Source organism: Cereibacter sp. Soil_C_27, from assembly GCF_057657095.1.
In genome coordinates, this window is record NZ_JBDGJD010000001.1 from 832,149 (window position 1) to 858,959 (window position 26,811).

The window sequence follows — 26,811 nt, forward strand, 5'->3', positions numbered from 1 at the left end:
GAGATGTATGAGTCTAGATTATCAAACTGAGAGGCGCACGTGATGCAGATGACGGTCTCTGATCAGACGAGTGACAGCGTTTTCGATCTGGCTCCCATCTCCATGTGGATCGAGGATTTCTCGGGCGTCCGCCAGCTCTTCGACCGCTGGCGCGCCGAAGGGGTCGAGGATCTGCTCGACTTCTTCCGCGAAGATCCGTCCCGCGTGGCGGAATGTTCGCGCCGGATCCGCATCCTCAAGGTCAATGCCCGCACCCTCACGCTGTTCGAGGCCAACAACCTCGGCCATCTGACTGAGAACCTGCATCTGGTGTTCCGCGACGAGATGCTGCGCACCCATGTGATCGAGCTCGCGCAGCTCTGGGACGGCAAGACCGAATTCGCCAGCGACGCGGTGAACTACACGCTCACCGGGCGCAAGCTCGACATCCAGCTGCGCGGCGCGGTGCTGCCGGGCTACGAGCGGACATGGGAGCGGCTGCTGATTACCATCGAGGACCAGACCGGGCGCGAGATGGCGCGGCGGGGCGAGATCTCCAGCCGCCGCTATGCCGAGGGCATCTTCGAACATTCGCCGGTCTCGCTCTGGGTCGAGGATTTCAGCCGCATCCGCCAGTTGCTCGAGGGGCTGCGGACGCGCGGCATCGTCGATCTGCGGGTCTTCACCGACGTGCATCCCGAATTCGTCCGCCAGTGCATGAGCGAGATCCGGGTGATCAACGTGAACCGCGCGACGCTCGACATGTTCGGCGCGCCCGACAAGCAGACCCTGCTGCACCGGCTGCAGGACGTGTTCCGCGACGGGATGGCCGCGCATTTCCGCGAGCAGCTGATCGAGCTGTGGAACGGCAACCTGTTCCACCACCGCGAGGTGGTGAACTTCGCGCTCGACGGCACGCCGCGCCATGTCATCATGCAGTTCTCGGTGCTGCCGGGGCACGAGGGCGACTGGTCGCTGGTGCAGGTGGCCCTGACCGACATCACCGCGCGCAAGAAGGCCGAGGCTTACCTCGAATACCTCGGCCGCCACGACGTGCTGACCACGCTGAACAACCGCGCCTATTACATCGACGAGCTGAACCGGCTGGAACGGATGGGCACGCGGCCGGTGTCGGTGGTGATACTCGACCTGAACGGGCTCAAGGAGATCAACGACAGCTGGGGCCATGACGCGGGCGACAACCTGCTGCGCCGGGTGGGCGAGGTGCTGAAGGAGGCGGCGGGCAACGCCTGCCACGCGGCGCGGATCGGCGGCGACGAATTCGCCGTGGTGATGCCCGGCTGCAACGAGGCCGAGGCGGCGGCGATGGAGACGACGATCCTCAGGATTCTGGCGCTGAACAACCAGTATCACTCCACCATGCCGATCTCGCTGTCGATCGGGCGGGCGACGGGCGATGTGGGCGAGACGGTGGAGGCCATCGCCCGCCGCGCCGATCTCGGCATGTATGAGGAAAAGCGGAACTACTATCTGTCGCGCGCCGGGGTCTGACCTGCGGCGGAACGCCGCGATGCCGGGCGTTCGGCGACTCGCAAGACTCCCGAAGGCGCGGCAGGGTTGACGCGCCCCCGCGGCGCGGCTCTACGCTTTAGCCCCCGACCGCAAGGAGACCCGCGATGGATGTTGCCGTGTTCAGCGCCAAGCCGCACGACCGCCGCTTTCTGGCCGAGGCCAATGACGGGCGGCACCGGCTGACCTTCATCGAGGCGCGGCTGTCGGACGAGACCGCGCGCTTTGCCGATGGGGCAGGGGCGGTCTGCGCCTTCGTCAACGACGATCTCTCGGCCCCGGTGATCGCCACGCTGGCTGCCGCCGGCACGAAGTTCATCGCCCTGCGCTCCGCCGGGTTCAACCATGTCGATCTGGTGGCCGCCGAGGCTGCCGGGCTCACCGTCGGCCGGGTGCCCGCCTATTCGCCGCATGCGGTGGCCGAACATGCCGTGGCGCTGATCCTGACGCTGAACCGCAACACGCATCGCGCCTACAACCGGGTGCGCGAGGGCAATTTCGCGCTGGAGGGGCTTCTGGGCTTCGATCTGGCGGGCAAGACGGTGGGCATCGTCGGCACCGGGCTGATCGGGCAGGTCTTCGCCCGGATCATGCTGGGAATCGGCTGCAAGGTGATCGCCTCGGACCCCTATCCCAATGCCGGGATCGCGGCGGAGGGCCTGCGCTATGTCGGGCTGGACGAGCTCTTCGGCGCCTCCGACATCATCAGCCTGCAATGCCCGCTGACCCCCGAGACGCATCACCTGATCGACGACGCCGCGATCGCCAAGATGAAGCATGGGGTGATGATCATCAACACCAGCCGCGGTGCGGTGGTCGATGCCAGCGCGGTGATCCGCGGGCTGAAGAGCGGGGTGATCGGCGCTCTGGGTCTCGACGTCTACGAGGAGGAAGCGGCGCTCTTCTTCGAGGATCTCTCGGCGCGGGCCATCGTCGACGATGTCTTCGCCCGGCTCCTGACCTTCCCCAACGTGCTGATCACCGGCCATCAGGGCTTCTTCACCCGCGAGGCGCTGACCGCCATCGCCGAGACCACCATCGGCAACATCACCGCCTTCGAGACGACGGGCGCGCCGCTGCACCCGGTTTCGTCAACGCCGCGCTAGGCGAAAGACGGCGATTTGACGGCGATTTCACGCCGGAAATGTGGCAAGACGCGTTAACCTTTTGCCATGGTCCGCTGTGGAGAGAGTCATGCTGTTCCGCCTCGCGCTCATCGCGCTCTTGTTGTCCCCGCCCGCCCGTGCCGAGATGCCCTGCGCCGATGTGGCGCTGGTGCTGGCGATCGACGCTTCGGGCAGCATCGACCCCGTCGAGTTCGCCCTTCAGACCACCGCCACCGCCCGCGCGCTGAGCGATCCCGAGGTGGTGGCGGCGATGCAGGCGGTCGGCGGGGTGGCGCTGGCGGCGGTGATCTGGGGCGACGCGGCTTATGGCACCCAGCGGCTGTCCTGGGCGCTGGTCGACGGCCCGGCGCCGGCGGAGCGCTTTGCGGCGCGGCTGGCCGGGCAAAGCCGCGCGGTTGCCGGCAACACCGACCTCGGCGTCGGGCTCGGCGCGGCGCTCGATCTGCTCGAAGACCCCGGCAACTGCGCCTCGCGCCGGATCGTCAACGTCTCGGGCGACGGGCGCGAGACACCGCTGTTCCGCCAGTCGCAGCGCGTGACGCTGGCGGCCTCGCGCGCCCGGGCCGAGCGGATGGGGGTGACGGTGAACGGGCTTGCAATCACCGCGCAGGATGCGGGGCTTGCGGGATATTACCGCGACAAGGTGGCCCTGGGCAGCACCTCCTTCGTGGTCGAGGTCGCCGACACCCGCGGCTTTGCCGATGCGATGAAGCGCAAGCTCCTGCGCGAGATCGGCGAGCCCGCCCGCATCTCCTCGCTCGAGATGGCGGGCCTCGCGCTCCGGTGATCCGATGCGATCCGGCGTGACGCCTCGGGCCGGAACATCGGCCCGGCTTTCCGGTTCATCCAGCGTCGGTCGAGGAGGACCGGCGCATTGGAGATACCATCATGGCAAACAACAACAATTCGCACGGCGGAACGCATGAGCAGCATGTGAAGGCCGGCCAGCAAAGCCACAAGACCCAGCATCAGGGCGAGGCCTCGGGCAAGCAGATGAGCCAGAACGACGGCGGTTCGCGCGGCACGCAGGGCGGCACGCACGAGCAGCATGTGAACGCCGGCAAGCAGAGCCACAAGAACAGCTGACGGGCGCCGTCACGGATCGCCCGCGGGAGGGTCGGAGCGGACGCGCGCCGACCCTTCAGCGATAGCCGGCGGCCTGAAGCTCGAACAGCTCGGCATAGCGGCCCGATTGGGCCAGAAGCTCGGCATGGGTGCCCGCCGCCTCGACCGCGCCTCCCGACAGCACCAGAATGCGGTCGGCCATCCGCACGGAGGAAAAGCGGTGCGAGATCAGCACGGCGGTCTTGGCCGCACTGAGATCCTTGAAACGCTGGAACACCTCGAACTCCGACCGCGCATCCAGCGCCGCCGTCGGCTCGTCGAGGATCAGCACCTCGGCATCGCGCATGTAGGCGCGGGCGATGGCGATCTTCTGCCATTCGCCGCCCGACAGCTCCACCCCGTTGCGGAAGCGCTTGCCGATCATCTGGTCATAGCCCGCGGGCAGCCCCTCGATCACCCGGTCGGCGAGGCTGCGCTTGGCCGCCGTCTCCACCCGCGCCCGGTCGTCGCGCGCGGCGATGCGGCCCACCGCGATGTTGTCGGCGGCGGTGAGGTTGTAGCGCACGAAATCCTGGAAGATCACGCCCATCGCGCTGCGCAGCGCCTCCACATCATAGTCGCGCAGGTCGCGGCCATCCAGAAGGATGCGCCCCTCGTCCGGGTCGTAGAGCCGGCACAGAAGCTTCACCAGCGTCGTCTTGCCGGCGCCGTTCTCGCCCACCAGGGCCAGCGTCTCGCCCGCCTTCAGGGTGAAGCTCATATGCCTGACCGCCCAGCGCTCGGCGCCCGGATAGCGGAAGCCCACATCCTCGAAGCGGAAGCCCTCGCGGATCGGCTGCGGCATCGGCAGCGGGTGCGGCGGCGACAGGATCTCGGGCCTGACCTCGAAGAAGCCGAAGAGATCGTCGAGATAGAGCGCCTGCGCCGCGGTGGAGGAGAAGCTGAAGAGAAGCCCTTCCAGGAGCGAGCGCAGCCGCAGGAACGACCCCGCGAGGAAGGTCAGATCGCCGATCGACAGCCTGCCGGTCAACGTGCTGCCGATGATCCAGGCATAGGCGAGGTAATAGCCGATGGTGCCGACCCCGGTGAAGCCCGCGCCCCAGAGCGCGCGGTTCTGCGCGATCCGGCGGCTGGCGCGGTAGTAGCTTTCCGACAGCACCCGGTAGCGGTTGGTCAGGAAGGGGTTCAGCCCGAAGATCTTCACCTCCTTGGCCGTCTCGGCGCTGGCGGCGGTCTGACGAACATAGTCCAGCTCGCGCCGCTCCGGGGTGCGGTTGAAATCCAGCGTGTAGGACTGCGCGTTGAAATGCGCCTCGCCGAGGAAGGCCGGGATCAGCGCGAGGATCAGGAGGCCGATGAGCCAGGGGTTGTAGACCAGAAGCCCGCCCGCCAGCGTCGCCACCGTCACCATGTCCTGCATCTGGCCGAAGAGCTGGCCCATCAGCGTCATCCGCCCGCTCGACTGCCGCCGCGCGCGGTCCAGCCGGTCCTGGAACTCGGCATCCTCGAAATCCTCCAGATCCAGCGTGGCCGCATGTTCCATCAGCCGCACCGAGGAGGAGATCGTCAGCCGCTGCGACAGCAGCGCATCGATCAGCCCGCTGCTGCGGGTCAGAAGATCGGACAGCACGGCAAGGCCGAACTCGGCGGCGAGATAGAGCATCAGCGCCCGCGTCTCGGGTGCCGTGGCCCAGCCGGTCAAGGTCGTCGGCCCCCCGAGCCCCGACAGCCGCACCACCTCGTCGATGATCAGCTTGCCGAACCACAGCGCCGCGATCGGCAGCACCGCCCGCATGAGCCTGAGGACGAGGCTCGTCAGCATCAGCGCGGGCGAGGCGCGCCAGACCATGCGCAGGAAGGGGCCGATGTTGCGCAGCGCCGACCAGCGGGCGCGGAAGCTCTGCGGTGGCTGAGGCGGTATGCGGGGCGTGCTGGACATCGGGCGGGCCTTGCGGAGGCGGGGACGGCCAGTGGTAGACCCGCCGCCCGACCGGGGAAAGCGGATTTCGCCGGGGGCAAACCCGCTCCGCCGGTCGAGCGAGGCGGCTGCGCCCTTCGGCGGGCTGGCGCGGCGCTCGGGCCTGCCGCAGGCTGCAATCAGGATCGAAGGAGAGACGAGTGGAACGTGGGTTGAATCTGGCGGGGCGGGTGCTGATCTCGGCGCTCTTCGTCGCGGGGGCGGTGCAGAAACTGGTCGATCCCGAGGCGGTGCGGGGCCTGCTGACCGGGGCAGGGCTGCCGCCGCTGCTGGTCTGGCCCGCCGCGATCTTCGATGCGGTGGCGGCGGTCTGTCTGGTGACCGGCCCCGCCGTCCAGAGCTGGGCCATGGCGCTGGCGCTCTACTGCATGGCGACCAGCTTCTTCCACCTGATCCCCGCCGATCCGTGGCAGATCAGCATCTTCGTCAAGAACTGGGCCATCGCCGGCGGGCTTCTGGTGCTGGCCTCGCAACGACCCGACTAGCCCCGCCCGGGCCACATCCGCGAGAACACCCCGTCGCGCCGCACGATGCCGTGGAACAGCGCGGCGCCGATATGCAGCGCGATCAGCACGATCACCGCGTAATGCGTCAGGTAATGCACCGTGCTCGCCGCAGCGCCGAGGCTTTCCATCTTCGGCAGCAGCCGGGGCAGGCCCAGCGCGTCGGGCAGCTCCAGCGGGAAGCCCCCGGCGACGACGCGGATATAGCCCGAGATCGCCATCAGGAAGATCAGCCCGTAAAGCAGCACATGCGTCAGATGCGCCACCCGCGCCTGCCATTCGGGCACCGAGGCGGGCAGGGGCGGCGGCGGATTGAGCCAGCGCCAGACCAGCCGGACGATCATCAGCAGAAGCACGATCACGCCCGCGTTCTTGTGGAACAGGAACAGCGTATCCTGCAGGCCGCGCGCCAATCCCTCCTGAATCATGATCTTGCCCGCCGGGATCATCCCCAGCACGATCAGCGCCACGATCCAGTGCAGGAAGCGCGCCGTCGCGGTGTAGCTGCCGTGCATGCTGCCCCCCTCGCGAGATCTTCCCGCCAGTCTGCGGCAAGTCGCGCTCTCGCGCCAGCGCAAGTTTTTCCGGCAGACTGGTGCCCGGCCGCCCGAAATCCGGCAGCGCGGCTGACGGACAGTTTTCTTGACAGCCGGAAGGGCGGGGCTAGACCAACCCGGATGACGCACCCACCAGACAGCGCGCTCGGCCCTTCCGCCGCCCGCCCGGGCCAACGGGCCGTCCCCCTGTTCCTGCTGCTCGGGGTCGGGCATCTTGCCCTCCTCTGGCGCCTCGGGGCCTGGACCCCCGCTGCCGCCCCAGTGATCGCCGCGGCGCTGCTACTTTTCACCGCCAGCGTGGCGCTGGGCGCGGTCTTCCTGTCGCGCAGCTACCCGCACGAACGCCTTGGCGCCTGCAACGCCGTGACCCAGCTGCGCGCGGCGCTGGCCTCGGCGCTGCTGATGCCGATCCTTGCTCCGGGCATGATGGCATCGGACGCGTTTGATGCCGCCGTGATCGGCCTCGCGCTTCTGGCGCTCGCGCTCGACGGGCTCGACGGCTGGCTGGCGCGTCGCAGCGGGCTGGTCTCCGGCTTCGGCGCGCGCTTCGACATGGAGGTCGATGCCGCCTTCGCGCTCCTTCTCGCCGTGCTGGTGCTCCGGCTCGACAAGGCCGGGCCGTGGGTGCTGGTGCTCGGCGCCATCCGCTATGCGTTCGTTCTGGCGCAGCTCGCCCTGCCGTGGCTCGGCGGCGCCCTGCCGGAGCGGTTCTCGCGCAAGGCCGTCTGCGTGCTGCAGATCGCCGTGCTGATCCTGCTCCTCGTGCCTTTCGTCGGCCCACCCCTGTCGCAGATCCTCGCGGCCGTCGCGAGCGTGGCGCTGATCTGGTCTTTTGCCCGCGACATCCGCTGGCTGGCGGCGCGGCGATGAGGGCGCTGTCGCTTCTCCTCGGTGCGCTGGTGCTGGATCTGGTGCTGATCCAGCCGAACCACCCCGGCGCCATGACGCTCGGCGCGCTTGGGTTCTTCCCGCTGGAGCTGCCGGTGATCCTGCTGGCGCTGATGGCGGTCAGCGGCCGGGGCCGGGTGCTGCGGGCGGTGCTGGTGACGCTGCTGGTCGCGGGCGCCGTGCTGAAGGCCGCCGATCTGGCGATGTTCAGCGCCTTCGGGCGGCCCTTCGATCTGGTGACCGACCTGCCGCTGATCCTCTCTGGTTGGGAGCTCGGGCGCGGCGCGCTGGGCGTCGGTCTCGCCGTGCTGGCGGCCTTCGGCGGCGCGGTGATCCTCGGCGCGCTGATCGCGGCGCTCTGGTGGGCGACCGGGGTCTGGACCGGCTTCGGCCTGCGCTGGGCCGGGGCGGTGGCGCTGGTCTTCGCCGGGCTCGCCATGGCCGACGGGCTGCGCGCGGTGCAGCTGCCGGGCGCCGCCTTCACCACGCGGCTGGCGCTGGAGCGGGTCGAGGCCGTGCGCCGCACCCTCGACGACCTCGCCCGTTTCGAGCTGGCGGCAGAGCAGGATCCGTATACCGGGCGCGACAGCCTCTTCGGGCGGCTCGGCGGGCGCGATGTGCGGATCGTCTTCGTCGAAAGCTATGGCCGCGCCAGCTTCGACGTGCCCGCCTATGCCGAGACCCATCTCGCCACGCTGCGCGGCGCCGAGGGCCCGCTGCTGCAGGCGGGGCTCGCGGTGCGTTCGGGCTGGCTCACCTCGCCGATCTCGGGCGGGCAGAGCTGGCTCGCGCATGGCACTCTGGCCTCGGGCCTCAGGATCGACGGGCAGAGCCGCTACGGCGCCATGCTCGCCAGCCCGCGCCGGACGCTGTTCCATCTGGCGCGCGAGGCGGGCTATCGCACTGTGGCCGTGGCGCCCGGCATCACCCGCGACTGGCCCGAGGGTCAGCGCCTCGGCTTCGGACGCATCCATGCGGCGGGCGATCTCGGCTATCGTGGCCCCGCCTTCGACTGGGTGACGGTGCCCGACCAGTTCACCCTCGCCGCCGCCGACCGGCTGCTCGCCGCGGTCGAGGGGCCGAGCCTCGCCCAGATCACCCTCCTTTCCAGCCACGCGCCTTGGGTGCCGGTGCCCCGGATGCTGCCCTGGGACAGCCTCGGCGACGGCAGCGGCTTCGCGGCACAGGTCGAGGGCGGCGAGACGCCGGAGGCGGTCTGGAGCGACACCGCCCTGATCCAGGACGCCTACCGCCGCTCGATCGACTATGCGCTGCAGGCAGTAACCGCCGACGCGGCGCGGCCCCGGGCGCGGCTGCCCTTGACGATCGTGCTCGGCGACCACCAGCCCGCGCCCTTCGTGGCGCAAGGCACGAGCCGCGACGTGCCGGTGCATCTGATCGGCCCGCCCGAGGTTCTGGCGCTGTTCGACGGCTGGGGCTGGACCCCCGGCTTCGTCCCCGACGCCGACCTCGCCGCCTGGCCGATGGAAAGCTTCCGCGACCGCTTTCTCGACGCCGTAAGCCCCGCAGCCCCGGGCTGAGCCAGTCTAGGCTTGCCCGGAGGGGGCATTGCCCTAATCTTCCAATGAAACGGGGGGAAAGCGGATGCAGAACTATCGGCCATCACGTCGCGGCGTTCTCGGGCTCGGTCTGGCGGGGCTCGGCGGCGCCGCCCTCGGCTGGCCCGCCCGGGCCCAGACCGCGGTGGCGATGCAGCTCTCCTGGCTGCATTCGGTGCAATTCGCCGGCAGCTACATCGCGCAGGAGCGCGGCTACTGGCGCGACGAGGGGCTGGAGGTGGCGCTGAACCCCGGCGGCCCCAACGCCCCGGTCGAGCCGCCGGTGGTGGCGGGGCAGGCGCTGGTCGGCATCTCGGCCGCCGATTACACCGCGGCGGCGGTGGCCGAGGGCGCGCCCTTCCGCATCATCGGCGTGGCGATGCAGAAGAACCCCTTCGCCATCGCCTCGCTGCCCAAGAACCCGGTGCTGAGCCCCGCCGACCTCGCGGGCAAGAAGATCGGCATGGCGCTGGCCAACACCCCGGTGCTGCAGGCGCTCTGCACGCTGAACGATGTCGACATCAACGCGATCGAGATCGTGCCGACCCAGTATGACGCGGCGCCGCTGGTGGCGGGGCAGGTGGATTGCCTGCTCTGCTGGGCCACCGACCTGCCGGTGGCGATGCAGATCCAGGGGATCGAGGCCGAGACGATGCTGATGGCCGACCACGGCTATGCGCTGCATTCGCAGACCTACATCGCCACCGACGACAGCATCGCCAACCGCCGCGCCGACCTGATCGCGCTGCTGAAGGGCGAGGCGCGCGGCTGGGAGGATTACCGTCAGGACACCAAGGCCGCCGCCGCCCTCACGATGGCGAAATTCCCCGACGCCGGCCTCGACCTGCCGACGCAGGAGCTGCAGGCCGAACGCCAGCTTCAGCTGATGTTCTCCGACCTGACCGAGGCGCGCGGCTTCGGCTGGTTCACCGAAGACACCGTGGCCGCCAATATCCGCACGCTGGCCCTTCTGGGGCGCGAGGTGACGCCCGATCTCTGGGACCGCTCGCTGCTCGAGGAAGCCCATGGCGGCTGACCTGCCGCCGGAGGTCGCCTGTCGCGGGCTGGCCAAGACCTATGACGCGGGCGCTCCGGTCGAGGCGGTCCGCCCGCTCGACCTGACCTTCGCGGCGGGTCGCACCACGGCGCTGCTCGGCCCCTCCGGCTGCGGCAAGTCCACCGTCCTGCGCATGATCGCCGGGCTGGAGGAGCCGACCGCGGGCGAGGTGCGTATTGGCGGCGAGACGCCCTTGCAGCTGCGCCGCCGCGCCGGCCTCGCCATGGCCTTCCAGGAGGCCGCACTGCTGCCCTGGCGCAGCGTCGCCGGCAACATCGGCCTCGCCCTGACCCTCGCCCGCCGCCGCGCCGACCCCGAGGCGGTGCAGCGGCTGATCGCGCTGGTCGGCCTCGAAGGTTTCGAGCAGCGCCGCCCGGCCGAGCTTTCCGGCGGCATGCGCCAGCGCGCCGCCATCGCCCGCTGTCTGGTGACCGAGCCGGGGCTTCTGCTGCTCGACGAACCCTTCGGCTCGGTCGACGAACAGACCCGGCTCCGGCTGAACCTCGACCTGCCGCGGCTCTGGCAGGAACGGGGGACGACGGCGATCCTCGTCACCCATTCGGTCAGCGAGGCCGTGCTGCTCTCCGACCGTGTGGTGGTCTTCTCGCCCCGCCCGGCCACCGTGCTGGCCGATATCGCCATCGACCTGCCGCAGCCGCGCCGGGCCGGGATGGTGCGGGAGGCCCGGTTTCTCGATCTGGTCGACCAGATCTCGGCCTCGCTGGCCGAAAGCGAGCCTGCGGCGCGGCCTCTGGCGGCGCAATGACTGCCCAACTGCCGCGCCTGCCCTGGGGCCTCCTGCTGGCGCTGGCGCTCTGGCAGGCCGCGGCCCTCGCGCTCGCAGGCTCCTTCCTGCTGGCCGGCCCGCTCGAAGTGCTGCTCTGGCTCTGGCGCAACGCCGGGTTGGTCAGCCGCGCCCTCGCGGTGACGCTGGGCGAGGCGGCGCTCGGCTTCCTCCTCGGCAACCTCGCCGCCGCCATCCTTGCCCTCGCAGCACTCCTCCTGCCACGGGCGGAGCGGGTGATCTCGGCGCTGGCGCTCCTCTGCTTCTGCCTGCCGCTGGTGGCGACCGGCCCGATCCTGCGCGTGCTCTACGGCCCCGGCATCGGCCCGCAGGTCACGCTGGCGGCCCTCGCCGTCTACTACACCACCTATCTCGCGTTGCTCGTCGGTCTGCGCGCCGCCCCTGCCGCATGGTTCGATCTGGTGCGCAGCTATGGCCGCGGCCCGGGACAGGAGCTGCTGCAGGTCCGCGCCCGCGCCGCGCTGCCCTATCTCATGGCGGGGCTGCAGATCGCCGCTCCCGCAGCACTTCTCGGCGCGCTGGTGGGCGAGTTCACCGGGGCCGAGCGCGGCCTCGGCGTGCTGGTGATCCGAACCATGCGCGGCCTCGACGCGCCCGGCACCTGGGCCTTGGCGCTGGTCGCGGCCTCGGTCTCGGTCGCCGCCTATGCCGGGATCGGCGCGCTGGCCCAGCGGCTGCAGATCCCGCCCGCGCTGCTGCTGTCGCCGCCGAGGCAAGCGCGGCAGGGCAGGCCGCTCGTCACCGCCGGGCTGGTGGCGCTGGCGGTGCTGGCGCTCTGGACCCTCGCGATGGAGGGCTTCGGCCTCAGCCCCTTCTTCGCCAAGCGTCCCTGGGATGTCTGGGCCTTCCTCGTCACCGCTCCCGACGCCGCCGCGCATCGCGCCACGCTCGGGGCAGCGCTGGCGGAGACGCTGGCCTTCGCCCTGCCGGGCTATCTCGCCGGGCTCCTGCTCGGCGCGGCGCTGGCGGCGGGGGTCGTGCTCTGGCCGCGCACGGCGCAGCTGCTGCTGCCCGCCGCCATCGCGCTGCGCTCCATCCCCATCGTCACCACCGCTCCGCTTCTGGTGCTGGCGCTGGGGCGGGGGGCGACCGGCACCATCACCATCGTCGCGGTGATGATCTTCTTCCCGACGCTGGTCGCCTGCCTGCAGGGCATGCGCCAGACCCCGGCGCAGGTGGGCGAGCTGTTCGACAGCTATGCCGCGAGCCCGGTGCGGCGGCTGATCCATGCGCAACTGCCCGCCATGCTGCCCGCCTTCTTCGCCGCCGCCCGCATGGCGGTGCCCGCGGCGCTGCTCGCGGCCACCACAGCGGAATGGCTCGCCACCGGCACCGGCGTCGGCGCGCTGATGGCGCTGACCGCCTCCACCTCGGCCTATGGCATGCTGTGGAGCGCCACCGTCCTGCTGGCGCTGCTGGCGGCTCTGGCCTATCTCGGGATCGAACGTATCGAGCGGGCCGTGCTGGCGCGCTATGCCAGCGAGCAGGTGACATGAAAGCCGTCTTTGCCATCCCGGGAGACATCGAGACCCGCACCGGCGGGTTCATCTACGAACGCGCGCTGCTGATGGCGCTGCGCGAGGCCGGGCATGACGTCGCGCATCTGCAACTGCCCGCGGGCTTCCCCGATCCGACCGAACCCGAGATGGCCGAGGCGGTCGCCGCGCTCGCCGCCCTGCCTGCCGATGCGCCGCTGATCCTCGACGGGCTGGTCTACGGCGCCATCGAGACCGAGGGGCTGGCGCAGGTCCGCGCCCCCATCGTCGCGATGATCCATCACCCGCTGGCGTTGGAGACCGGGCTTTCGCCCGAGCGCGCTGCACTGCTGCACCGGCGCGAGGCCGACAATCTGGCGCTCGCCGCCGAGGTGGTGGTGCCGAGCCCGCACACCGCCGCCATCCTGCGCGAGCGCTACGCCGTGCCCGCCGAAAAGATCTCCATCGCCCTGCCGGGCTTCGGCGCGCCCGACCCGGTTCGCACCCCCGACCAACCGCCGCTGATCCTCGCCGTCGGCATCCTCGTGCCGCGCAAGGGCCATGACATGCTGCTCGACGCGCTGGCGCGGCTGGGCGATCTCGACTGGCAGGCGTGGATCGTCGGCGCGCGCTACGATCCCGCCACCGCCGAGGCGCTGGAGACGCAGAGCGTGGCGCTCGGCCTTGCGTCGCGGGTGCGCTTCACCGGATCGCTGGGCGAGGCGGCGCTGCGCGACGGCTTCCGCCGCGCCTCGGTCTTCGCGCTGGCCACCCGCTACGAGGGCTACGGCATGGTGTTCAGCGAGGCGCTGCTGCACGGCCTGCCGATCGTCACCTGCGCCAGCGGCGCCGTCCCCGACACCGTGCCGCCCGAAGCGGGCATCCTCGTGCCCACCGACGACACCGAAGCCTTCGCCGCCGCCCTGCGCAGCCTGCTGACCGACGAGCCCCGCCGCAGCGCCATGGCCAAGGCCGCGACCGCCGCCGGGCAGGCGCTGCCGAGCTGGGCCGACACCGCGGCGATAATGGCCGGGGCGCTGCGCCGCAGCCTCGGCTAGAGCATCAGCCAGAAGATCAGCGCCCAGCCCACCGCGCCGCCCAGCACCACCGGCAGGATCCACCAGCCCGCGCGCCAGCCGCGCGTCTCGTCGCGCGGCCCCTCGGGGCCGGGGGAGGGCGGGTCGGGATGGTCAGGCATGGCGAACCTCCCTCATCGGCAAAGCGCGGGCAGAGGCCGGAACGGCCGCTGCCAAGCCCCTTACATCACGCCGCGAACCGCTTTCCACCGTTAACCTTTAACCTCTCAGAATGAGCAAAAGAGCGCCTGTCCGCCCCCCGAAGGAGGGAAATGGCCCGGCGGCTCTTCGAATGGCTTGTTCGGCGTGGCATTTTGGCGCTAGCTTTTTTTCGACAGCCGTGCGGTGCTGCGTGGACGTAGCGAGTTTAGCAGTGTGGCGATGCTGGTTAGATGGCACATGTGGTGGTAATGAACAAAATGGACGAGCGCACAACCGGAACAAGAAGGTTTCAAAGCGTTGCACAACTCCGAGAGCTGCTTCTGGGGCTGGAACATGACCTCGGGATCGGCGAATTGTCTCGGAATGAGCTGGACGTCCTCTACGCCCTGAAGCTTCTGGGCGAATCAGAGGAGTCCGTGGTGCGGTCGGACGCCATCCGCCGCCACAATCTCTGCAGCGCCATCGCCACCCCGACCTTCCACCGGGCGTTGCGCTCGCTGGTCGAGAAGGGCTTCGTCGATCACGCGCCGCTGACCAAGGCCCGGGCCTACAAGCTCGGCCGGATGGCGGGGCGGCTGGCCCATTGACCCCCGGCCACGGATGGGGTGGGTGACGGCGCCTGCCCCTGCCGACAGGGGCCGCCGCCGTCTGGCCCCGTCGCCCGCGGCCTCATGCCAATGTGTGTGACGACGGCTTTCGCCGCTCCGGCATCAGCCGTATCAGGGACCGCATGAACATCGTCCTGCTCGTCGCCGTCATGGCCTGCCTCTTCATCGTCATCGCCGCCTGCGAGCCGGTGGCGTCCCGGCTGCGCCTGCCGTTCTCGGTGGTGCTGGCGGTGGTGGGCGGGCTGCTCGGCACGCTGGCGCTGCTGCTGCAGGGCAGCGACCTCAGCCAGAAATTCCCGCCCGAAGTGATCGAGATGCTGTCGCTGCCGATCCGCTCCAGCGTCTTTCTCTACATGTTCCTGCCGACGCTGCTGTTCCAGGTCGCGCTCGGGCTGAACCTGCGGCGGATGTTCGACGACTGGGTGCCGATCCTCGTCATGGCGGTGGCGGCGGTGATCGCCTCGACCGTGCTGATCGGCTCGGCGCTCCTGCCGTTCAGCGACATGTCCTTCATGGCCTGCCTGCTCCTCGGCGCCATCGTCTCCACCACCGATCCTTCGGCGGTGATCAGCGTGTTCCGCAACATCGCCGCCCCGCAGCGGCTGACCCGCATCGTCGAGGGCGAGAGCCTCCTGAACGACGCCGCGGCCATCGCGCTCTTCAGCTTCTTTCTGACATTCGTCATGGCGGGCATCCCCGACCCGACCTGGGAAGACGCGCTGATCGACTTCCCGCTGCTGATCCTCGGCGGCGTCGCCACCGGCTATGTCACCGCGCGGCTCGGGCTGGCGGGCATGTCGATGATCTCCTCGCATCCCACCGCGCAGGTCTCGCTCAGCCTCGCCTTGCCCTACATCACCTATGTCATCGCCGAACAGGCGCTGCATGCCTCGGGTGTCATCGCCGTGGTGGTGGCGGGGCTGTCGATGAACCTCTCGGGGCCGGGACGGCTCGCCCCCGCGATCTGGACCTACCTGACCGAGATCTGGGAGATGCTGGCCCATTGGGCGGGCTCCCTGATCTTCGTGCTGGCGGCCCTGCTGATCCCGCGGCTTCTGGGCAAGGCCACGCTCTTCGACATCTTCCTCGTCGCCGTGGTGGTGCTGGCGGCGGTGGCGGCGCGGGCGCTGATGCTCTTCGGGCTGCTGCCGCTTCTGGCGCGCGGCAACCTCTCGCCAAAGGTCGACCGGCCCTACCGCGTCGCGCTGCTCTGGGGCGGCCTGCGCGGCGCGATCACGCTCGCACTGGCGCTGGCGGTCACGGAAAACCCGCTGGTCCCGCCGCATATCAAGCGCGAGGTCGGCATCCTCGCCACCGGCTTCACCCTCTTCACCCTGCTGGTGCAGGGCACCTCCCTGCGCTGGGTGATCCGCAGGCTGGGGCTGGGGCGGCTCGCCCCGCTCGATCTGGCGCTCTCCAATCAGGTGATCGCCGTCGCGCTGCAGAACGTGCGCGAGGAGGTGGCCGAGACCGCGCGCGAACACGATCTCGACCGCGAGATCGTCCGCGCCGAGGCCAAGCGTTTCGCCAAGCGGCTGGAGGCGGCGGTCAGCCGCGCCGAAAGCGCCGAGGAGATCGCCGACCGCGACCGCATCACCCTCGGCCTCGTGGCGCTGGCCGGGCGCGAGCGCGACATGATCCTCGAGAGCTTCCGCCAGCAGCTCATCTCCTCGCGGCTGATCGAGCAGATGCTGTCCGACGTCGACCGGCTGATGGAGCGCACCCGTCTGGGGGGCCGCGACGGCTACCGCGCGGCGGGGCGGCTGGCCCTGGGTTACGGGCGGCGCTACCGCGCGGCGGTCTGGGCGCACAACCGGCTCTATCTCTCGGGCTGGCTCAGCCAGATGACCGCCGACCGTTTCGAGATGCTCCTGAACCAGCGGCTGATCCTCAGCGACCTGCACGGCTACATCAACGCCAAGATCCGCCGCATTCACGGCAAGCGCATCGCCGACCTGCTGCACGAACTGCTGAAGCGGCGCGAGGAGGAAGCGCAGCGGGCGCTGGAAGGCCTGCGGCTGCAATACCCCGGCTATTCCGACGAGATGGAGCGTCGCTTCATCCGCCGCACCGCGCTGCGGATGGAAGAGCGCGAGTATGACGTGCTGCACGGCGACGGGCTGATCGGCCCCGAGCTGCACCTGACGCTGCGCCAGCGCATCGGGGTGGAGCGCGCGCGGGTCGAGCAGCGCCCGAAGCTCGATCTCGCGGTGCAGAAATCCGAACTGGTGCGCCAGTTCCCGCTCTTCGCCGACATGGAGGCGGAGCAGCGCCGCGCGCTCGGCCATGCGCTGAAGACGGTCTATGTGCAGCCGGGCGAGGTGCTGATCCGCCGCGGCGAGACCCCGCGCAACGTGTTCTTCATCGCCTCAGGCGCCGTGGAATCCGAGGTGGCAGGGCAGAAGCTGCTGCTCGGCCGCGGCGAGATGTTCGGTCAACTGGCGATCCTCACCCGCAAGACCCGCCGGGCGCAGGTGACGGCGATCAGCCACGGCACATTGCTCGGCCTCGACGAGGTGCAGTTCAAGGCCCTGCTGCGCGGCAACACCGCGCTGCAGCAGGCGGTGCAGGACAGCGCCGCCAAACGCGGCGTGACGCTGGATCTCGACGAGGTGGCGTGAGGCTGGGCGGCACCCCGTAGGGTGGGGTTCCACCCCACCCGGGCCCCCGGCCCGGCGCTGCGCAAGGTGGGGTGAATCCCCACCCTACAGACCACCTGGCCGTCGTCGGTCTCTCATGACCTTCGCCGGGTGGGGAGAAGCCGCGCCCCATGCAACTCTCCCGTCTCTCGTAGGGTGGGGTTCCACCCCACCCGGCGCATGACGAAAGCCTGCGTCTTCACCGGCGCGCGCGATGGGCCCCGCCCGGCGACTCTCCCCCCGTAGGGTGCGCATTCATTGCGCACCTTCGAAGGGCGGCCCCCCCATCAAGGCGCCACGCCAAGGCCGCCCGACCCGCCATCAAATCACTGACAAACCCTGAACGCCGCCGAACTATCTCAACCATTCCAACGGCATAGCCATATTTTCACGCGTGAAAACCCGCGCGCCTCAGGCCCGGACGCCCGAGAACTTCTGCTGCCACTCCGCCCGTTCCTCGTCGGTGATCTTGCGGAACAGGACCTCCGGCACGGTGAACTCATGCCCCACCGGCAGCACCTGAAGCGCCGAGGCGATGTCTTCCGGCCAGCTCCAGTCCTCGGTCCCCATGCCCGCCATCATCGAGGCGGCGGCATCCGGGATGAAGGGCTGCGAAATCACCGCATAGACCCGGATCAGGTTCAGCGCGAGCCGGATCATCGCGGCGGCCTGCTCGGGGTCGGTCTTGACCACGGTCCAGGGGGCGGCGGCCTGCAGGTATTCGTTGCCCGCCACCCAGATCCCGCGCAGCTCGATCGCGGCCTTGCGGACCTCCATCGCCTCCATGCAGGCCGAATAGGCGTCGAGCCGGCCCTGAAGCTCGGCGATCAGCGCCGCTTCGCGCGGCCCGAATTCCCCGCCCGCCGGCACCGTCTCGCCGAATTTCGAGCGGCAGAACTTGGTGACGCGGCTGACGAGATTGCCCAGAACGTCGGCCAGATCCTTGTTCACCGAGGTCTGGAAGTTCTCCCAGGTGAACTCGGAGTCGCTGTTCTCCGGCGCATGCGACAGCAGCCACCAGCGCCAGTAATCGGCGGGCAGGATCGACAGCGCCTGATCCATGAACACGCCGCGACCCTGCGAGGTGGAGAACTGGCCGCCGTCGTAGTTCAGGTAGTTGAAGGACTTGATGTAATCGACCAGCTTCCACGGCTCGCGCGAGCCCATGATGGTGGCGGGGAAGGAGAGGGTGTGGAAGGGCACGTTGTCCTTGCCCATGAACTGGACGTAGCGCACGTTCTCCGCCCCCTTGTCCGTCCGCCACCAGCGTTCCCAGTCGGCGTCGGCCTTGCCGTGGGCGTCGGCCCATTCGGCGGTGGCGGCGATGTATTCGATCGGGGCGTCGAACCAGACGTAGAAGACCTTGCCCTCCATCCCCGGCCAGGGCTGGTCGCCCTTCTTCACCGGGACGCCCCAGTGGAGGTCGCGGGTGATGCCGCGGTCCTGCAGCCCGTCGCCGTCGTTCAGCCATTTCTTGGCGATCGAGGTGGTCAGCACCGGCCAGTCGGTCTTGCTGTCGATCCAGGCCTCCAGATCGGCGCGCAGGCTGCGCTGCTTGAGGTAGAGGTGCTTGGTCTCGCGCACCTCGAGCTCGGTCGAGCCGGAGATCGCCGAGCGCGGGTTGATCAGGTCGGTCGGGTCGAGCTGCTTGGTGCAGTTCTCGCACTGGTCGCCGCGGGCCTTGTCATAGCCGCAGTTCGGGCAGGTGCCCTCGATGTAGCGGTCGGGCAGGAAGCGATTGTCGGCGATCGAGAAGACCTGCTTTTCCGAGACTTCCTCGATGAAGCCGTTCTCGGCCAGAGCCCCCGCGAAGTGCTGGGTCAGGCGGTGGTTGCGCGGGCTGGAGGAGCGGCCGAAATGGTCGAAGGACAGCCGGAAGCCGTCGGCGATGTCCTTCTGGACGGCATGCATCTCGGCGCAGAATTCGTCCACCGGCTTGCCCGCCTTGGCGGCGGCAAGCTCGGCCGGGGTGCCGTGCTCGTCGGTGGCGCAGATGAACATGACCTCGTGGCCCCGCGCCCGCATGTAGCGCGCGAAGAGGTCGGCGGGCAGCTGGCTGCCGACGAGGTTGCCCAGATGCTTGATCCCGTTGATGTAGGGAATCGCCGAGGTGATGAGAATCCGCGCCATGATCATGCCTTTCGTCCCGGTCCGGCGCTGTTTAGCCTCGTTGCGGGCCAAGAGCCAGAGCCATCAATCCGACCGCTTGCGCCGCAGCAGCCGACCGATGAGGAAGGAGGTGCGCGGCTCGTAGGTATAGGCGGTGCGCTCGGCGGGGGTGGGGCGCACCCACATCCGGCTGATGCCGAAGGCGATGAGCAAGAGGTAGGAGACCGCGATCAGAACGAACATCGCCGAGGGGCCGAAGCCGTCGATCAGCACCGAGGACAGGATGGGCGCCGCGATGGCGCCGACCGCGTAGAGGAACATCAGCGCCGCCGACAGCTCCACCCGTTCGCGGCTTTCGGCGAAGTCATGGGCATGGGCGGTGGAGACGGAATAGACCGGCAGGGTGGCGAAGCCGAAGAGCGCCGCCGCGCTGAACACGGCGACGGTGCCGGAGCCGGCCAGCAGGATGGTCGCGGCGCAGGTGGCGATGGTCGCCGCCGAGAGCCAGATCAGCACCCAGCGCCGGTCGTATTTGTCGGCGACCCAGCCGATGGGGAACTGCGCGACGGCCCCGCCCAGCACATAGGCCGCGAGAAAGAGCGCGATCTGGTCGGCGCGCAGGCCGACCTCGATGCCGTAGACGGGCCCGACCATGCGGAAGGAGGCGCCGCTGATGCCCGAGACGACGACCCCCAGCGCCGCCAGCGGCGAGCGGTCCCAGGCAAGGCGCGGGCGCAGGCGGGGGGCGTCGGGGGTTTCGGGCGGGGCGGCCTTGGTCAGCGTCAGCGGGAAGATCGCGGCGCAGCAGAGGAGCGCCAGCAGGTTGTAGGAGACGTAGGAGGCGGGCTCCAGCACGCCGATCATCAGCTGTGCGCCGAGCGAGCCGCCGATATCGACGATGCGGTAGATCCCCATCGCCCGGCCGCGCGTTTCGTTGGTGACCTTGGATTGCAGCCAGGCCTCGATGATCGTGTAGCAGCCCGCGACGCAGAGGCCGGAGCCCATCCGCATGATCCCCCAGGCCCAGGGGTCGATGATCAGCATGTGGGCGAGGATGCCGATGGTGCCGGCGGCGGTGAAGGCGGCGAAGGCGCGGGAATGGCCGACCTCGCCCATGAGCCGGGGCGCCCACCAGCAGCCGACGAAGAAGCCGAAGAAATGCGCGGAGCCGAGCATGCCGAGTTCGGTGGTGGAAAACCCGAGCGCCGCGCCCGAGATCGCATCCAGCGGCGCCACCCCTCCAGAGCCGAGTTGCAGCAGCACGACCGAGAGGAACAGGGCCGCGAAGGAGATGAGGAGGCGCATCGAGAAGTCTACCGGCATCGCAGGGTCGGCGCAGCTTGGCCGAGCCCGGCAGGAAAGCCCACCCCCAAACGCCCGCCGCCGCGCAGTCGCGTTCCGGCCCGCCGCGTCTTGCCATTTCGTCCGCAGCCGCTAGGGTCTGCACCCTATATGAGGAGCCCGCGATGAAACAGCTTCCGCTTGGGAGAACCGGCCTGAGCGTGTCCGAGCTTTGCCTCGGCACGATGACTTGGGGCAGCCAGAACACCGCCGCCGAGGCACATGCCCAGATCGAGATGGCGCTGGAGCATGGCGTGACCTTCTGGGACACCGCCGAGATGTATCCGACCAACCCGGTGACCGAACGCACCATCGGCGACACCGAGACGATCATCGGCGCGTGGTTCGCCAAGGGCGGGCGCGACCGGGTGGTGCTGGCCACCAAGATCGCCGGCGAGGGCAGCAGGGCGCGCGGCGGCGAGCCGGTCACCGGCCACAGCCTGCGCGGCGCGGTCGAGGCCTCGCTGGGGCGCCTGAAGACCGATTACATCGACCTCTACCAGATCCACTGGCCGAACCGTGGCTCCTACCATTTCCGCAAGATGTGGAATTATACGCCGAACGGCGACCGCGAGGGTGTGCTCGCCAACATGCTCGACGTGCTGGAAACCGCGCAGGCGCTGGTGGCCGAGGGCAAGATCCGCGCCATCGGTCTCTCGAACGAGAGCGTCTGGGGCGCCTCGCAATGGCTGCGGCTGGCCGAGGAGAACGGGCTGCCGCGGATGGCGACGGTGCAGAACGAATATTCGCTGCTCTGCCGCCAGTTCGACACCGACTGGGCCGAGCTTGCGGTGATGGAGGACATGCCGCTTTTGGCCTTCTCGCCGTTGGCGGCGGGGCTTCTGTCGGGGAAATATGCGGGTGACGTGACGCCCGACGGCACGCGGCGCGAGCGCACGCCGGATCTCGGCGGGCGGATCACGCCTTACGTTTTCGAGCCGATCGCCGCCTATCTGGGCATCGCCGCGCGGCACGGGCTCGATCCCTGCCAGATGGCGCTGGCCTTCCTGCGCACGAGGCCTTTCCCGCTGATCCCGATCATCGGCGCGACCTCGCCCGAGCAGCTGCGGAGCAATCTGCAGTCGGTGGAGGTCACGCTTTCCTCCGAGGTGCTGGCCGAGATCGACGCGGCCCATCGCGCCTGGCCCGCGCCCTACTGAAACGGCTTGCGGCGACGTCGGGCTTGGGGTCCTGTGGCGCGATGGACGGGGGAGAGGGCCGATGCGGCATCGACTTGCGCTGATGTGTCTGCTGATCGGCCTCGCCGCCTGCGGGATGCTGCCCGGCGGCGAGACTGCCTCGCCCGAGGCGCCGAGCCCGCTGGCGGCGGAGGCGATCGACGTGACGCCGCTCGACACGCCTGCCGCCGCGGGGCCCGCCGAACCTGCCTCGCGGTGGAAGGAGGTCGCGCCTGCCGCGCCGCCGCCCGCGCCCGAGGTGGTCGAGGTGAAGTCGCCGGGCGAGATCGCCTGCGAGGAGCGCGGCGGTCGCTATGTGGCCCTCGGCGGCACCGGGGCGCGGACCTGCGTGACGCCGACCCGCGATGGCGGCAAGCAGTGCCGCCGGGATGGCGACTGTTCGGGCCAGTGCCTTGCCCGGTCCAACACCTGCGCACCGATGACGCCGCTGCTCGGCTGCAACGAAATCCTCCAATCCGACGGAAGAAGGGTGACCCTTTGTCTCGACTGATGCTGATCCTGCTGGCTTTGACGGCGGCCTGTTCCGCCCCCAAGCCGCAACAGCCGCCCAGCTTCCGCAGCGCCGGGACGCCGATCTATTCCAACGCGGTGTTCGAGCCGGGCCGGCTCGAGGGCGACTGGGTGCAGGTGGCCTCCTTCGGCGGCGGCTGCGCCCCGGGGGCGGCGCGTTTCACCGGGAACGAGCTGCGCACGACCCTCTGCCTTGCCGGGCGCGAGCAGGCCTTTGCCGGGCCCTATGCCCAGACGGCGCCGGGGCGGCTGGCGCTGCGTGGAGCGGATGCGGCGGGGATCGGCGAGCCCTGGTGGGTGATCTGGGTCGATACGGATTATCGCACGCTGGCCATCGGCACGCCTTCGGGGTCTTTCGGCTTCCTCCTGAACCGCGCCGGGCCGCTGCCGCCCGATCGGCTGACGGCGGCGCGCGAGATCTTCGAGTGGAACGGCTACGACCTGTCGCGCCTCACGGTCTACTGATCCCGATACACGCAGAGGTGGTGCGACGCTGCGTCTGTTGACGCGGGGATTGCAGCCGTTTCAATGGCACTGCCCCGGTTGAGGGTCTGTGTTGGTGAAACCTTCGAGGCTGTCGATGTTCCGTGTGATTTCCGTTGTTTCCGCCTGCTGCATCCTGAGCGGATGCGATTTCGACCCCCGCAACTTCGAGACGCCGCCGGTGACGCTGGCCTCGAAACAGGGGCCGGTGGTCTGCCAGCTTTACACCAAGGGGATCGTGCGCTGGGATCGCGCGATCGAGCGGCCGGACGAGATGTCGCTGGAGGAGGCCGATGCGCTCTGTCAGGCCGAGGGGCTGCGCGAGAAGGCTGCTCCCTGACGTCCAGCCTCACTCCGTGCGGTCGCGCAGCATCCGCAGGTGGTCGCCCACCTCGCGGGCGCTGATTGCCGCCTCGCGCACCAGCCAGTCGAAATGCTGGGTGAAGCTGGTGATGCGGGTTGAATCGCGGAAGGCGAGGTAGTGGCGGCCGAGGTAGAGCACGGCCAGAAGCGGGCCGAAGACGGTGATCGGCGCCGAGAAGACGCGGCGCGCATCGAAGAGGTAGATGCGCAGCGAGGGGTAGAGCTGGCCCGACAGGCTGATCAGCCGGTCGAGCTGCTCCCGCCGGACCTCGGCGGGCAGCCCCTCGTAATAGCCGCTGGCCGAGGAGAAGGCGGCAAGCTCGTGCAGCGGCAGGGCGATCTCGTAGTCGGAGCGGGCGGCGCGCATCCATTGCAGCCGGTCCTCGGAGGCGCCGATGGCCTGTTCGGCGGTGCGGCCGAGCTGGGGGCGGTATTCCCATTCCAGCATGGCGGGCGTCTTGAGCATGTCGGGCAGGGTGGCCGGAACGTGGCGGATCTTGTAGCCCGCCGCTTCACGGTGCCAGCGGTAGATCGTCTCGTCGATCGGCGCGCGCGGGGCCTCGGTGATGGTCAGCGACATGGCCAGCAGATCGGCCAAGGGCTCCGGCCGGCCCGAGAGGCCGAGCAGCCAGTCGGCGCTGATCCCCAGCGCCTGCGCGCAATCGGCGGCGAGCTGGGCATTGGGCAGCCGCGTCGTCTGTGGCGCGAGAAGCTGCGAGATGGTCGAGCGGTCGACCTGCACCTGCCGGGCCAGCGCACTCTGCGTCATGCCGCGTTCGCCCATGGCCTCGGCCAGACGGTCGCGGAACAGAGCGGCCCGGTCGCGCTTGTCTATTTTTTCCGACGCCATGTGACTTTTATCACCAAAGTTGCGTTTATGTTGCTCAAGATCTGGATTATCACGCCCTGCTGCAAGTGCTAACTCTCAGCTGATCCATTTGCAGGAGTTTTCAAGGTTGCGCAGTCATCCGGCCGTCGAGTGGCCAACCATCGTCCTTCTGATCGCAACCTACACTCTCTGGGCCCTCGGAACGACCGTTCTCGCCGGCGTCTGGTTGCCTCTGGGCATTGTTGCCACCGGCATCGCCATCGCGCAGTTCTCGTCGCTGCAGCACGAGGCGCTCCACGGCCATCCCTTCCCGAGCGAGCGGCTGAACGAGGCGCTGGTCTTCCCGGCGCTGGCGCTGACCGTGCCCTACCGCCGCTTCCGCGACACACATCTGCAGCATCACCACGACCCGCTCTTGACCGACCCCTATGACGACCCGGAGTCGAACTACTTCGATCCGGCGATCTGGGCGCGGCTGCCGCTGGCGGTGCGGGCGCTGCTTTCGGTGAACAACACGCTGCTGGGGCGGATCGTGCTGGGGCCGATCGTCGGCAACCTGCTGTGGGTGCGGGGCGACCTGCGGCTGATCCGGCAGGGGGATGTGGCGACGCGGCAGGCCTGGCTGCTGCATCTGGCCGGGCTGGTGCCTGTGGTGCTGTGGCTTGCCGAGGCCGGGATGGGCTGGGGCGGCTATCTGCTGGCGGCCTGGGTCGGGCATGGGCTCTTGAAGATCCGCACCTTCCTTGAGCACCGGGCGCATGAGGCGGCGCGGGCGCGGACGGTGGTGATCGAGGATCGCGGGCCGCTGGCGCTGTTGTTTCTGAACAACAACCTGCATGTCGTGCATCACATGCACCCCAAGGTCCCGTGGTATCGGCTGCCCTCGCTCTATGCCTCGAACCGCGAGCATTACCTGCGGCGCAACGATGGTTACGTCTACCGCTCCTATGCCGAGATCTTCGGGCTGCACCTGTTCCGGGCCAAGGACCCGGTGCCGCACCCGCTCTGGCCCTTCGGGTCAGGTCAGGCGGCGGAAGATCGGAGCATTGCCGGAGTTGTCGAAGAACGGCACCCCCTGACCAGCGTCGCCATCGCGCAGCAGGGCTGAGACCTCGGCCAGCACCACCTCGGTGATGAAGGGCAGGTCGAGCCGGCGCACCTCGGCCAGCCCGATCCAGTGCAGATGCGACAGCTCGTCGGAGGCCGCCGAGAAGTCCTCGGGGTCGCCGGCGATGTGGCGGGCCTCGGCGAGGAAGAAATGCGCGTCGAACCGGCGCGGCCGGGCGGGCGGGGTGATGGCGCGGAAGATGAAGCGCAGTGCCGCCGCGTCGGGGATCAAGCCTCGGGCGGCGAAGCTCTGCCAGTCGGGCGGGGCCTGCCAGGTGCCGGGCTGACCGAGGGCGAGGCCGGTTTCCTCCCAGAGCTCGCGGATCGCGGCGGCGGCGAGGGCTGTGGCCTCGGCACCGAGACGCGCGGCGCAGGCGGCGGGCAGGGGGTTGGCCAGCGGCACGGCGGCATCGCCGGGATCGACGGCGCCGCCCGGAAAGACGTATTTCGATGGCATGAACACGGCCGCGGCCCCGCGCATCCCCATCAGAACCTCGGGGCCCTTGGCCCCTTGACGGATCAGGACGACGGTGGCGGCTGGACGGACCCGAGGCTCCGCCTCAGGCAGCATTTCCGAAGCCGTGCATCCGCCGCGACCATTGCAGCGCCACCATGGCCCCCTTGAGCCGGGGCAGCAGGAAGAGCGACAGGGCGACGGTGCCGATGGTGAAGATCGTGGCCAGCATCAACGGATCGGGCCGGTATTCGACGAAGCCCCAGAGGATCAGCGGCGCCATCAGGTGCCCGACGATCAGGATCGTCAGATAGGCGGGGCCATCGTCGGCGCGGTGGTGGTGGAAATCCTCGCCGCAGACGGGGCAGCTTTCACGCACCGTCAGATAGCCGCGCAGCATCGGACCGGCCCCGCAGTTCGGGCAGCGGCAGCGCCATCCCCGCAGGAGGGCGGGCATCAGGGGGCGGTCGTCTTCCATGTTCACCTGTCGGTCGGTCATGCAGGCCCTTCCTCGACACAAGGGCAACGGGGCCCAACGCCAACAGAGATAGGGGGTTCCCTCGCAAAAGTTGAGGGCCAAAAGGATGATTTATTAACCCTTGTCGAAATTCACGCCGTTCCGGCGACGGAAGCCGCGGAAGCGGGCGTTTGAGGATCAGAAGGCAGCAGACGATGCCTCGACCCAAACGGAGAGACCTTGATGAAACGCATGTTCCCCCTCGCCACGCTGACCCTCGCCCTCGCTTCCGCGACGGCCTTCTCGACCGCCGGCTTCGCCCAGACGCAGCCAGAGCCGCCCTGCGCCCCCGGTGCCGCCTGCGAGATGCCGACCGGCCCGATGGGCGGGAATGGCCCGATGGACGGGAACGGTCCGATGGGTGGCGATGGCCCGATGGACGGCATGATGGGCGACCGGATGGGGCGGGGTGCCGGGCCGATGTTCGACTTCGACACGCTGGATGCCGACAAGGACGGCAAGGTGACGCAGGCCGAGATCGACGCCCCGCGTCAGGCCCGGCTCGAGGCGCTGGATGCCGATGGCAACGGCCAGATCGGTGCTCCGGAGCTTTCGGCGATGTATATGGCGGGGATGAAGGCCCGGGCCGACCAGCGGGCGGCCGCGATGGTGGAGCGGTTCGACTCCAATGCCGACGGCCAGATCTCGGCGGCCGAATTCGCCGCCGGTCCGCGCCCGATGAACATGATCGACCGGCTCGACACCGACAAGGATGGCGCCGTCTCCAGGGCCGAGGCCGATGCGGCGCAGGAGCGCATGCAGGACCGCCGCGGCGATCGTCGCCATGGCGGGCGGCGTGACGGCGGCAAGCACGGCTGGTTCGGCCGCGACTGATCCCGCGCGAAGGACCGCCGCGCCCGGGGCCTGTCTCACGGGCGCGGCATTTGAAGG

General features: G+C 69.5%; 27 protein-coding genes. 19 read left to right on the plus strand and 8 right to left on the minus strand.

Annotated features, from left to right (window positions below; all coding sequences use genetic code 11):
* Window positions 1-48 precede the first annotated feature (48 nt).
* The 4 genes from AC3A5Z_RS04165 (at window position 49) to AC3A5Z_RS04180 (ending at window position 3,722) form a co-directional block, all read left to right on the plus strand.
* Window positions 49-1,491, plus strand: a complete 1,443-nt coding sequence (locus tag AC3A5Z_RS04165; RefSeq protein ID WP_487518111.1) for a sensor domain-containing diguanylate cyclase — start codon at window positions 49-51, stop codon at window positions 1,489-1,491.
* Between the two features lie 125 nt (window positions 1,492-1,616).
* Window positions 1,617-2,615, plus strand: a complete 999-nt coding sequence (locus AC3A5Z_RS04170; RefSeq protein WP_487518112.1) for a 2-hydroxyacid dehydrogenase — start codon at window positions 1,617-1,619, stop codon at window positions 2,613-2,615.
* 88 nt (window positions 2,616-2,703) lie between these two features.
* On the plus strand, window positions 2,704-3,423 hold the full coding sequence (locus tag AC3A5Z_RS04175; RefSeq protein ID WP_487518113.1) for a DUF1194 domain-containing protein: 720 nt from the start codon (window positions 2,704-2,706) through the stop codon (window positions 3,421-3,423).
* A gap of 101 nt (window positions 3,424-3,524) precedes the next feature.
* Window positions 3,525-3,722 (plus strand): hypothetical protein, encoded by a 198-nt coding sequence (locus AC3A5Z_RS04180; RefSeq protein WP_487518114.1) that lies wholly within the window; start codon window positions 3,525-3,527, stop codon window positions 3,720-3,722.
* Window positions 3,723-3,777: 55 nt separating this feature from the next.
* On the opposite strand, the gene AC3A5Z_RS04185 is transcribed toward AC3A5Z_RS04180, so the two are convergent.
* A complete protein-coding gene (locus AC3A5Z_RS04185) occupies window positions 3,778-5,640 on the minus strand; it encodes an ABC transporter ATP-binding protein (RefSeq protein WP_487518115.1) in 1,863 nt (620 codons plus the stop codon).
* 179 nt (window positions 5,641-5,819) lie between these two features.
* Here AC3A5Z_RS04185 and AC3A5Z_RS04190 point away from each other — a divergent pair, with 179 nt between their 5' ends.
* A complete protein-coding gene (locus AC3A5Z_RS04190; protein ID WP_487518116.1) occupies window positions 5,820-6,164 on the plus strand; it encodes a DoxX family protein in 345 nt (114 codons plus the stop codon).
* Here the strand turns inward: AC3A5Z_RS04190 and AC3A5Z_RS04195 are convergent.
* On the minus strand, window positions 6,161-6,697 hold the full coding sequence (locus AC3A5Z_RS04195; protein ID WP_487518117.1) for a cytochrome b: 537 nt from the start codon (window positions 6,695-6,697) through the stop codon (window positions 6,161-6,163). The genes AC3A5Z_RS04190 and AC3A5Z_RS04195 overlap by 4 nt on opposite strands.
* Before the next feature lie 162 nt (window positions 6,698-6,859).
* On the opposite strand from AC3A5Z_RS04195, the gene AC3A5Z_RS04200 reads away from it, so the two are divergent.
* The 6 genes from AC3A5Z_RS04200 to AC3A5Z_RS04225 all read left to right on the plus strand — a co-directional run bounded on the left by AC3A5Z_RS04200 (window position 6,860) and on the right by AC3A5Z_RS04225 (window position 13,581).
* A complete protein-coding gene (locus tag AC3A5Z_RS04200) occupies window positions 6,860-7,609 on the plus strand; it encodes a CDP-alcohol phosphatidyltransferase family protein (RefSeq protein ID WP_487518118.1) in 750 nt (249 codons plus the stop codon).
* On the plus strand, window positions 7,606-9,168 hold the full coding sequence (locus tag AC3A5Z_RS04205; RefSeq protein WP_487518119.1) for a sulfatase: 1,563 nt from the start codon (window positions 7,606-7,608) through the stop codon (window positions 9,166-9,168). The genes AC3A5Z_RS04200 and AC3A5Z_RS04205 overlap by 4 nt, the downstream gene beginning before the upstream one ends.
* Window positions 9,169-9,232: 64 nt before the next feature.
* A complete protein-coding gene (locus tag AC3A5Z_RS04210; RefSeq protein ID WP_487518120.1) occupies window positions 9,233-10,222 on the plus strand; it encodes an ABC transporter substrate-binding protein in 990 nt (329 codons plus the stop codon).
* On the plus strand, window positions 10,212-11,009 hold the full coding sequence (locus AC3A5Z_RS04215) for an ABC transporter ATP-binding protein (RefSeq protein ID WP_487518121.1): 798 nt from the start codon (window positions 10,212-10,214) through the stop codon (window positions 11,007-11,009). The genes AC3A5Z_RS04210 and AC3A5Z_RS04215 overlap by 11 nt, the downstream gene beginning before the upstream one ends.
* Window positions 11,006-12,544 carry an ABC transporter permease gene (locus tag AC3A5Z_RS04220; RefSeq protein WP_487518122.1) on the plus strand — a complete coding sequence of 513 codons (1,539 nt, stop codon included), beginning with the start codon at window positions 11,006-11,008 and terminating at the stop codon, window positions 12,542-12,544. The genes AC3A5Z_RS04215 and AC3A5Z_RS04220 overlap by 4 nt, the downstream gene beginning before the upstream one ends.
* The gene (locus AC3A5Z_RS04225) at window positions 12,541-13,581 is read left to right on the plus strand and encodes a glycosyltransferase family 4 protein (RefSeq protein WP_487518123.1); all 1,041 of its coding nucleotides are present in this window, start codon (window positions 12,541-12,543) and stop codon (window positions 13,579-13,581) included. The genes AC3A5Z_RS04220 and AC3A5Z_RS04225 overlap by 4 nt, the downstream gene beginning before the upstream one ends.
* Here the strand turns inward: AC3A5Z_RS04225 and AC3A5Z_RS04230 are convergent.
* Window positions 13,578-13,721 carry a hypothetical protein gene (locus AC3A5Z_RS04230; RefSeq protein WP_487518124.1) on the minus strand — a complete coding sequence of 48 codons (144 nt, stop codon included), beginning with the start codon at window positions 13,719-13,721 and terminating at the stop codon, window positions 13,578-13,580. The two genes, AC3A5Z_RS04225 and AC3A5Z_RS04230, sit on opposite strands and share 4 nt — an antisense overlap.
* Window positions 13,722-14,114: 393 nt before the next feature.
* Here AC3A5Z_RS04230 and AC3A5Z_RS04235 point away from each other — a divergent pair, with 393 nt between their 5' ends.
* Both AC3A5Z_RS04235 and AC3A5Z_RS04240 read left to right on the plus strand, forming a co-directional pair.
* Window positions 14,115-14,348, plus strand: coding sequence for a hypothetical protein (locus AC3A5Z_RS04235; RefSeq protein ID WP_487518125.1), 234 nt, complete (start codon window positions 14,115-14,117; stop codon window positions 14,346-14,348).
* Between the two features lie 143 nt (window positions 14,349-14,491).
* Window positions 14,492-16,990: a cation:proton antiporter gene (locus AC3A5Z_RS04240; RefSeq protein WP_487518126.1), complete on the plus strand. Its 2,499-nt coding sequence runs from the start codon at window positions 14,492-14,494 to the stop codon at window positions 16,988-16,990.
* A 429-nt stretch (window positions 16,991-17,419) separates the two neighbouring features.
* On the opposite strand, the gene metG is transcribed toward AC3A5Z_RS04240, so the two are convergent.
* Both metG and AC3A5Z_RS04250 read right to left on the minus strand, forming a co-directional pair.
* Window positions 17,420-19,138: a methionine--tRNA ligase gene (gene metG, locus AC3A5Z_RS04245; protein ID WP_487518127.1), complete on the minus strand. Its 1,719-nt coding sequence runs from the start codon at window positions 19,136-19,138 to the stop codon at window positions 17,420-17,422.
* Between the two features lie 63 nt (window positions 19,139-19,201).
* Entirely contained in the window at window positions 19,202-20,422 is a 1,221-nt protein-coding gene (locus AC3A5Z_RS04250; protein ID WP_487518128.1) for an MFS transporter, read from the minus strand.
* Window positions 20,423-20,583: 161 nt separating this feature from the next.
* Between AC3A5Z_RS04250 and AC3A5Z_RS04255 the strand changes: the two genes are divergently transcribed.
* The 4 genes from AC3A5Z_RS04255 (at window position 20,584) to AC3A5Z_RS04270 (ending at window position 22,990) form a co-directional block, all read left to right on the plus strand.
* Window positions 20,584-21,618 carry an aldo/keto reductase gene (locus AC3A5Z_RS04255; RefSeq protein ID WP_487518129.1) on the plus strand — a complete coding sequence of 345 codons (1,035 nt, stop codon included), beginning with the start codon at window positions 20,584-20,586 and terminating at the stop codon, window positions 21,616-21,618.
* A 61-nt stretch (window positions 21,619-21,679) separates the two neighbouring features.
* The gene (locus tag AC3A5Z_RS04260; protein WP_487518130.1) at window positions 21,680-22,147 is read left to right on the plus strand and encodes a hypothetical protein; all 468 of its coding nucleotides are present in this window, start codon (window positions 21,680-21,682) and stop codon (window positions 22,145-22,147) included.
* Entirely contained in the window at window positions 22,135-22,632 is a 498-nt protein-coding gene (locus AC3A5Z_RS04265) for a lipocalin family protein (RefSeq protein WP_487518131.1), read from the plus strand. The genes AC3A5Z_RS04260 and AC3A5Z_RS04265 overlap by 13 nt, the downstream gene beginning before the upstream one ends.
* 94 nt (window positions 22,633-22,726) lie before the next feature.
* Window positions 22,727-22,990 carry a hypothetical protein gene (locus AC3A5Z_RS04270; protein WP_487518132.1) on the plus strand — a complete coding sequence of 88 codons (264 nt, stop codon included), beginning with the start codon at window positions 22,727-22,729 and terminating at the stop codon, window positions 22,988-22,990.
* 9 nt (window positions 22,991-22,999) lie between these two features.
* Here the strand turns inward: AC3A5Z_RS04270 and AC3A5Z_RS04275 are convergent, their stop codons facing one another.
* Window positions 23,000-23,863 carry a helix-turn-helix domain-containing protein gene (locus tag AC3A5Z_RS04275; protein ID WP_487518133.1) on the minus strand — a complete coding sequence of 288 codons (864 nt, stop codon included), beginning with the start codon at window positions 23,861-23,863 and terminating at the stop codon, window positions 23,000-23,002.
* 106 nt (window positions 23,864-23,969) lie between these two features.
* Between AC3A5Z_RS04275 and AC3A5Z_RS04280 the strand changes: the two genes are divergently transcribed.
* Window positions 23,970-24,950 carry a fatty acid desaturase gene (locus AC3A5Z_RS04280; protein WP_487518134.1) on the plus strand — a complete coding sequence of 327 codons (981 nt, stop codon included), beginning with the start codon at window positions 23,970-23,972 and terminating at the stop codon, window positions 24,948-24,950.
* Here the strand turns inward: AC3A5Z_RS04280 and AC3A5Z_RS04285 are convergent.
* Both AC3A5Z_RS04285 and AC3A5Z_RS04290 read right to left on the minus strand, forming a co-directional pair.
* Window positions 24,861-25,520, minus strand: coding sequence for an NUDIX hydrolase (locus AC3A5Z_RS04285; protein WP_487518135.1), 660 nt, complete (start codon window positions 25,518-25,520; stop codon window positions 24,861-24,863). The two genes, AC3A5Z_RS04280 and AC3A5Z_RS04285, sit on opposite strands and share 90 nt — an antisense overlap.
* Window positions 25,510-25,902 carry a DUF983 domain-containing protein gene (locus tag AC3A5Z_RS04290; protein WP_487518136.1) on the minus strand — a complete coding sequence of 131 codons (393 nt, stop codon included), beginning with the start codon at window positions 25,900-25,902 and terminating at the stop codon, window positions 25,510-25,512. Before AC3A5Z_RS04290 ends, AC3A5Z_RS04285 begins: the two co-directional genes overlap by 11 nt.
* A gap of 201 nt (window positions 25,903-26,103) precedes the next feature.
* Here AC3A5Z_RS04290 and AC3A5Z_RS04295 point away from each other — a divergent pair, with 201 nt between their 5' ends.
* On the plus strand, window positions 26,104-26,754 hold the full coding sequence (locus AC3A5Z_RS04295) for an EF-hand domain-containing protein (protein WP_487518137.1): 651 nt from the start codon (window positions 26,104-26,106) through the stop codon (window positions 26,752-26,754).
* Window positions 26,755-26,811: the final 57 nt, after the last annotated feature.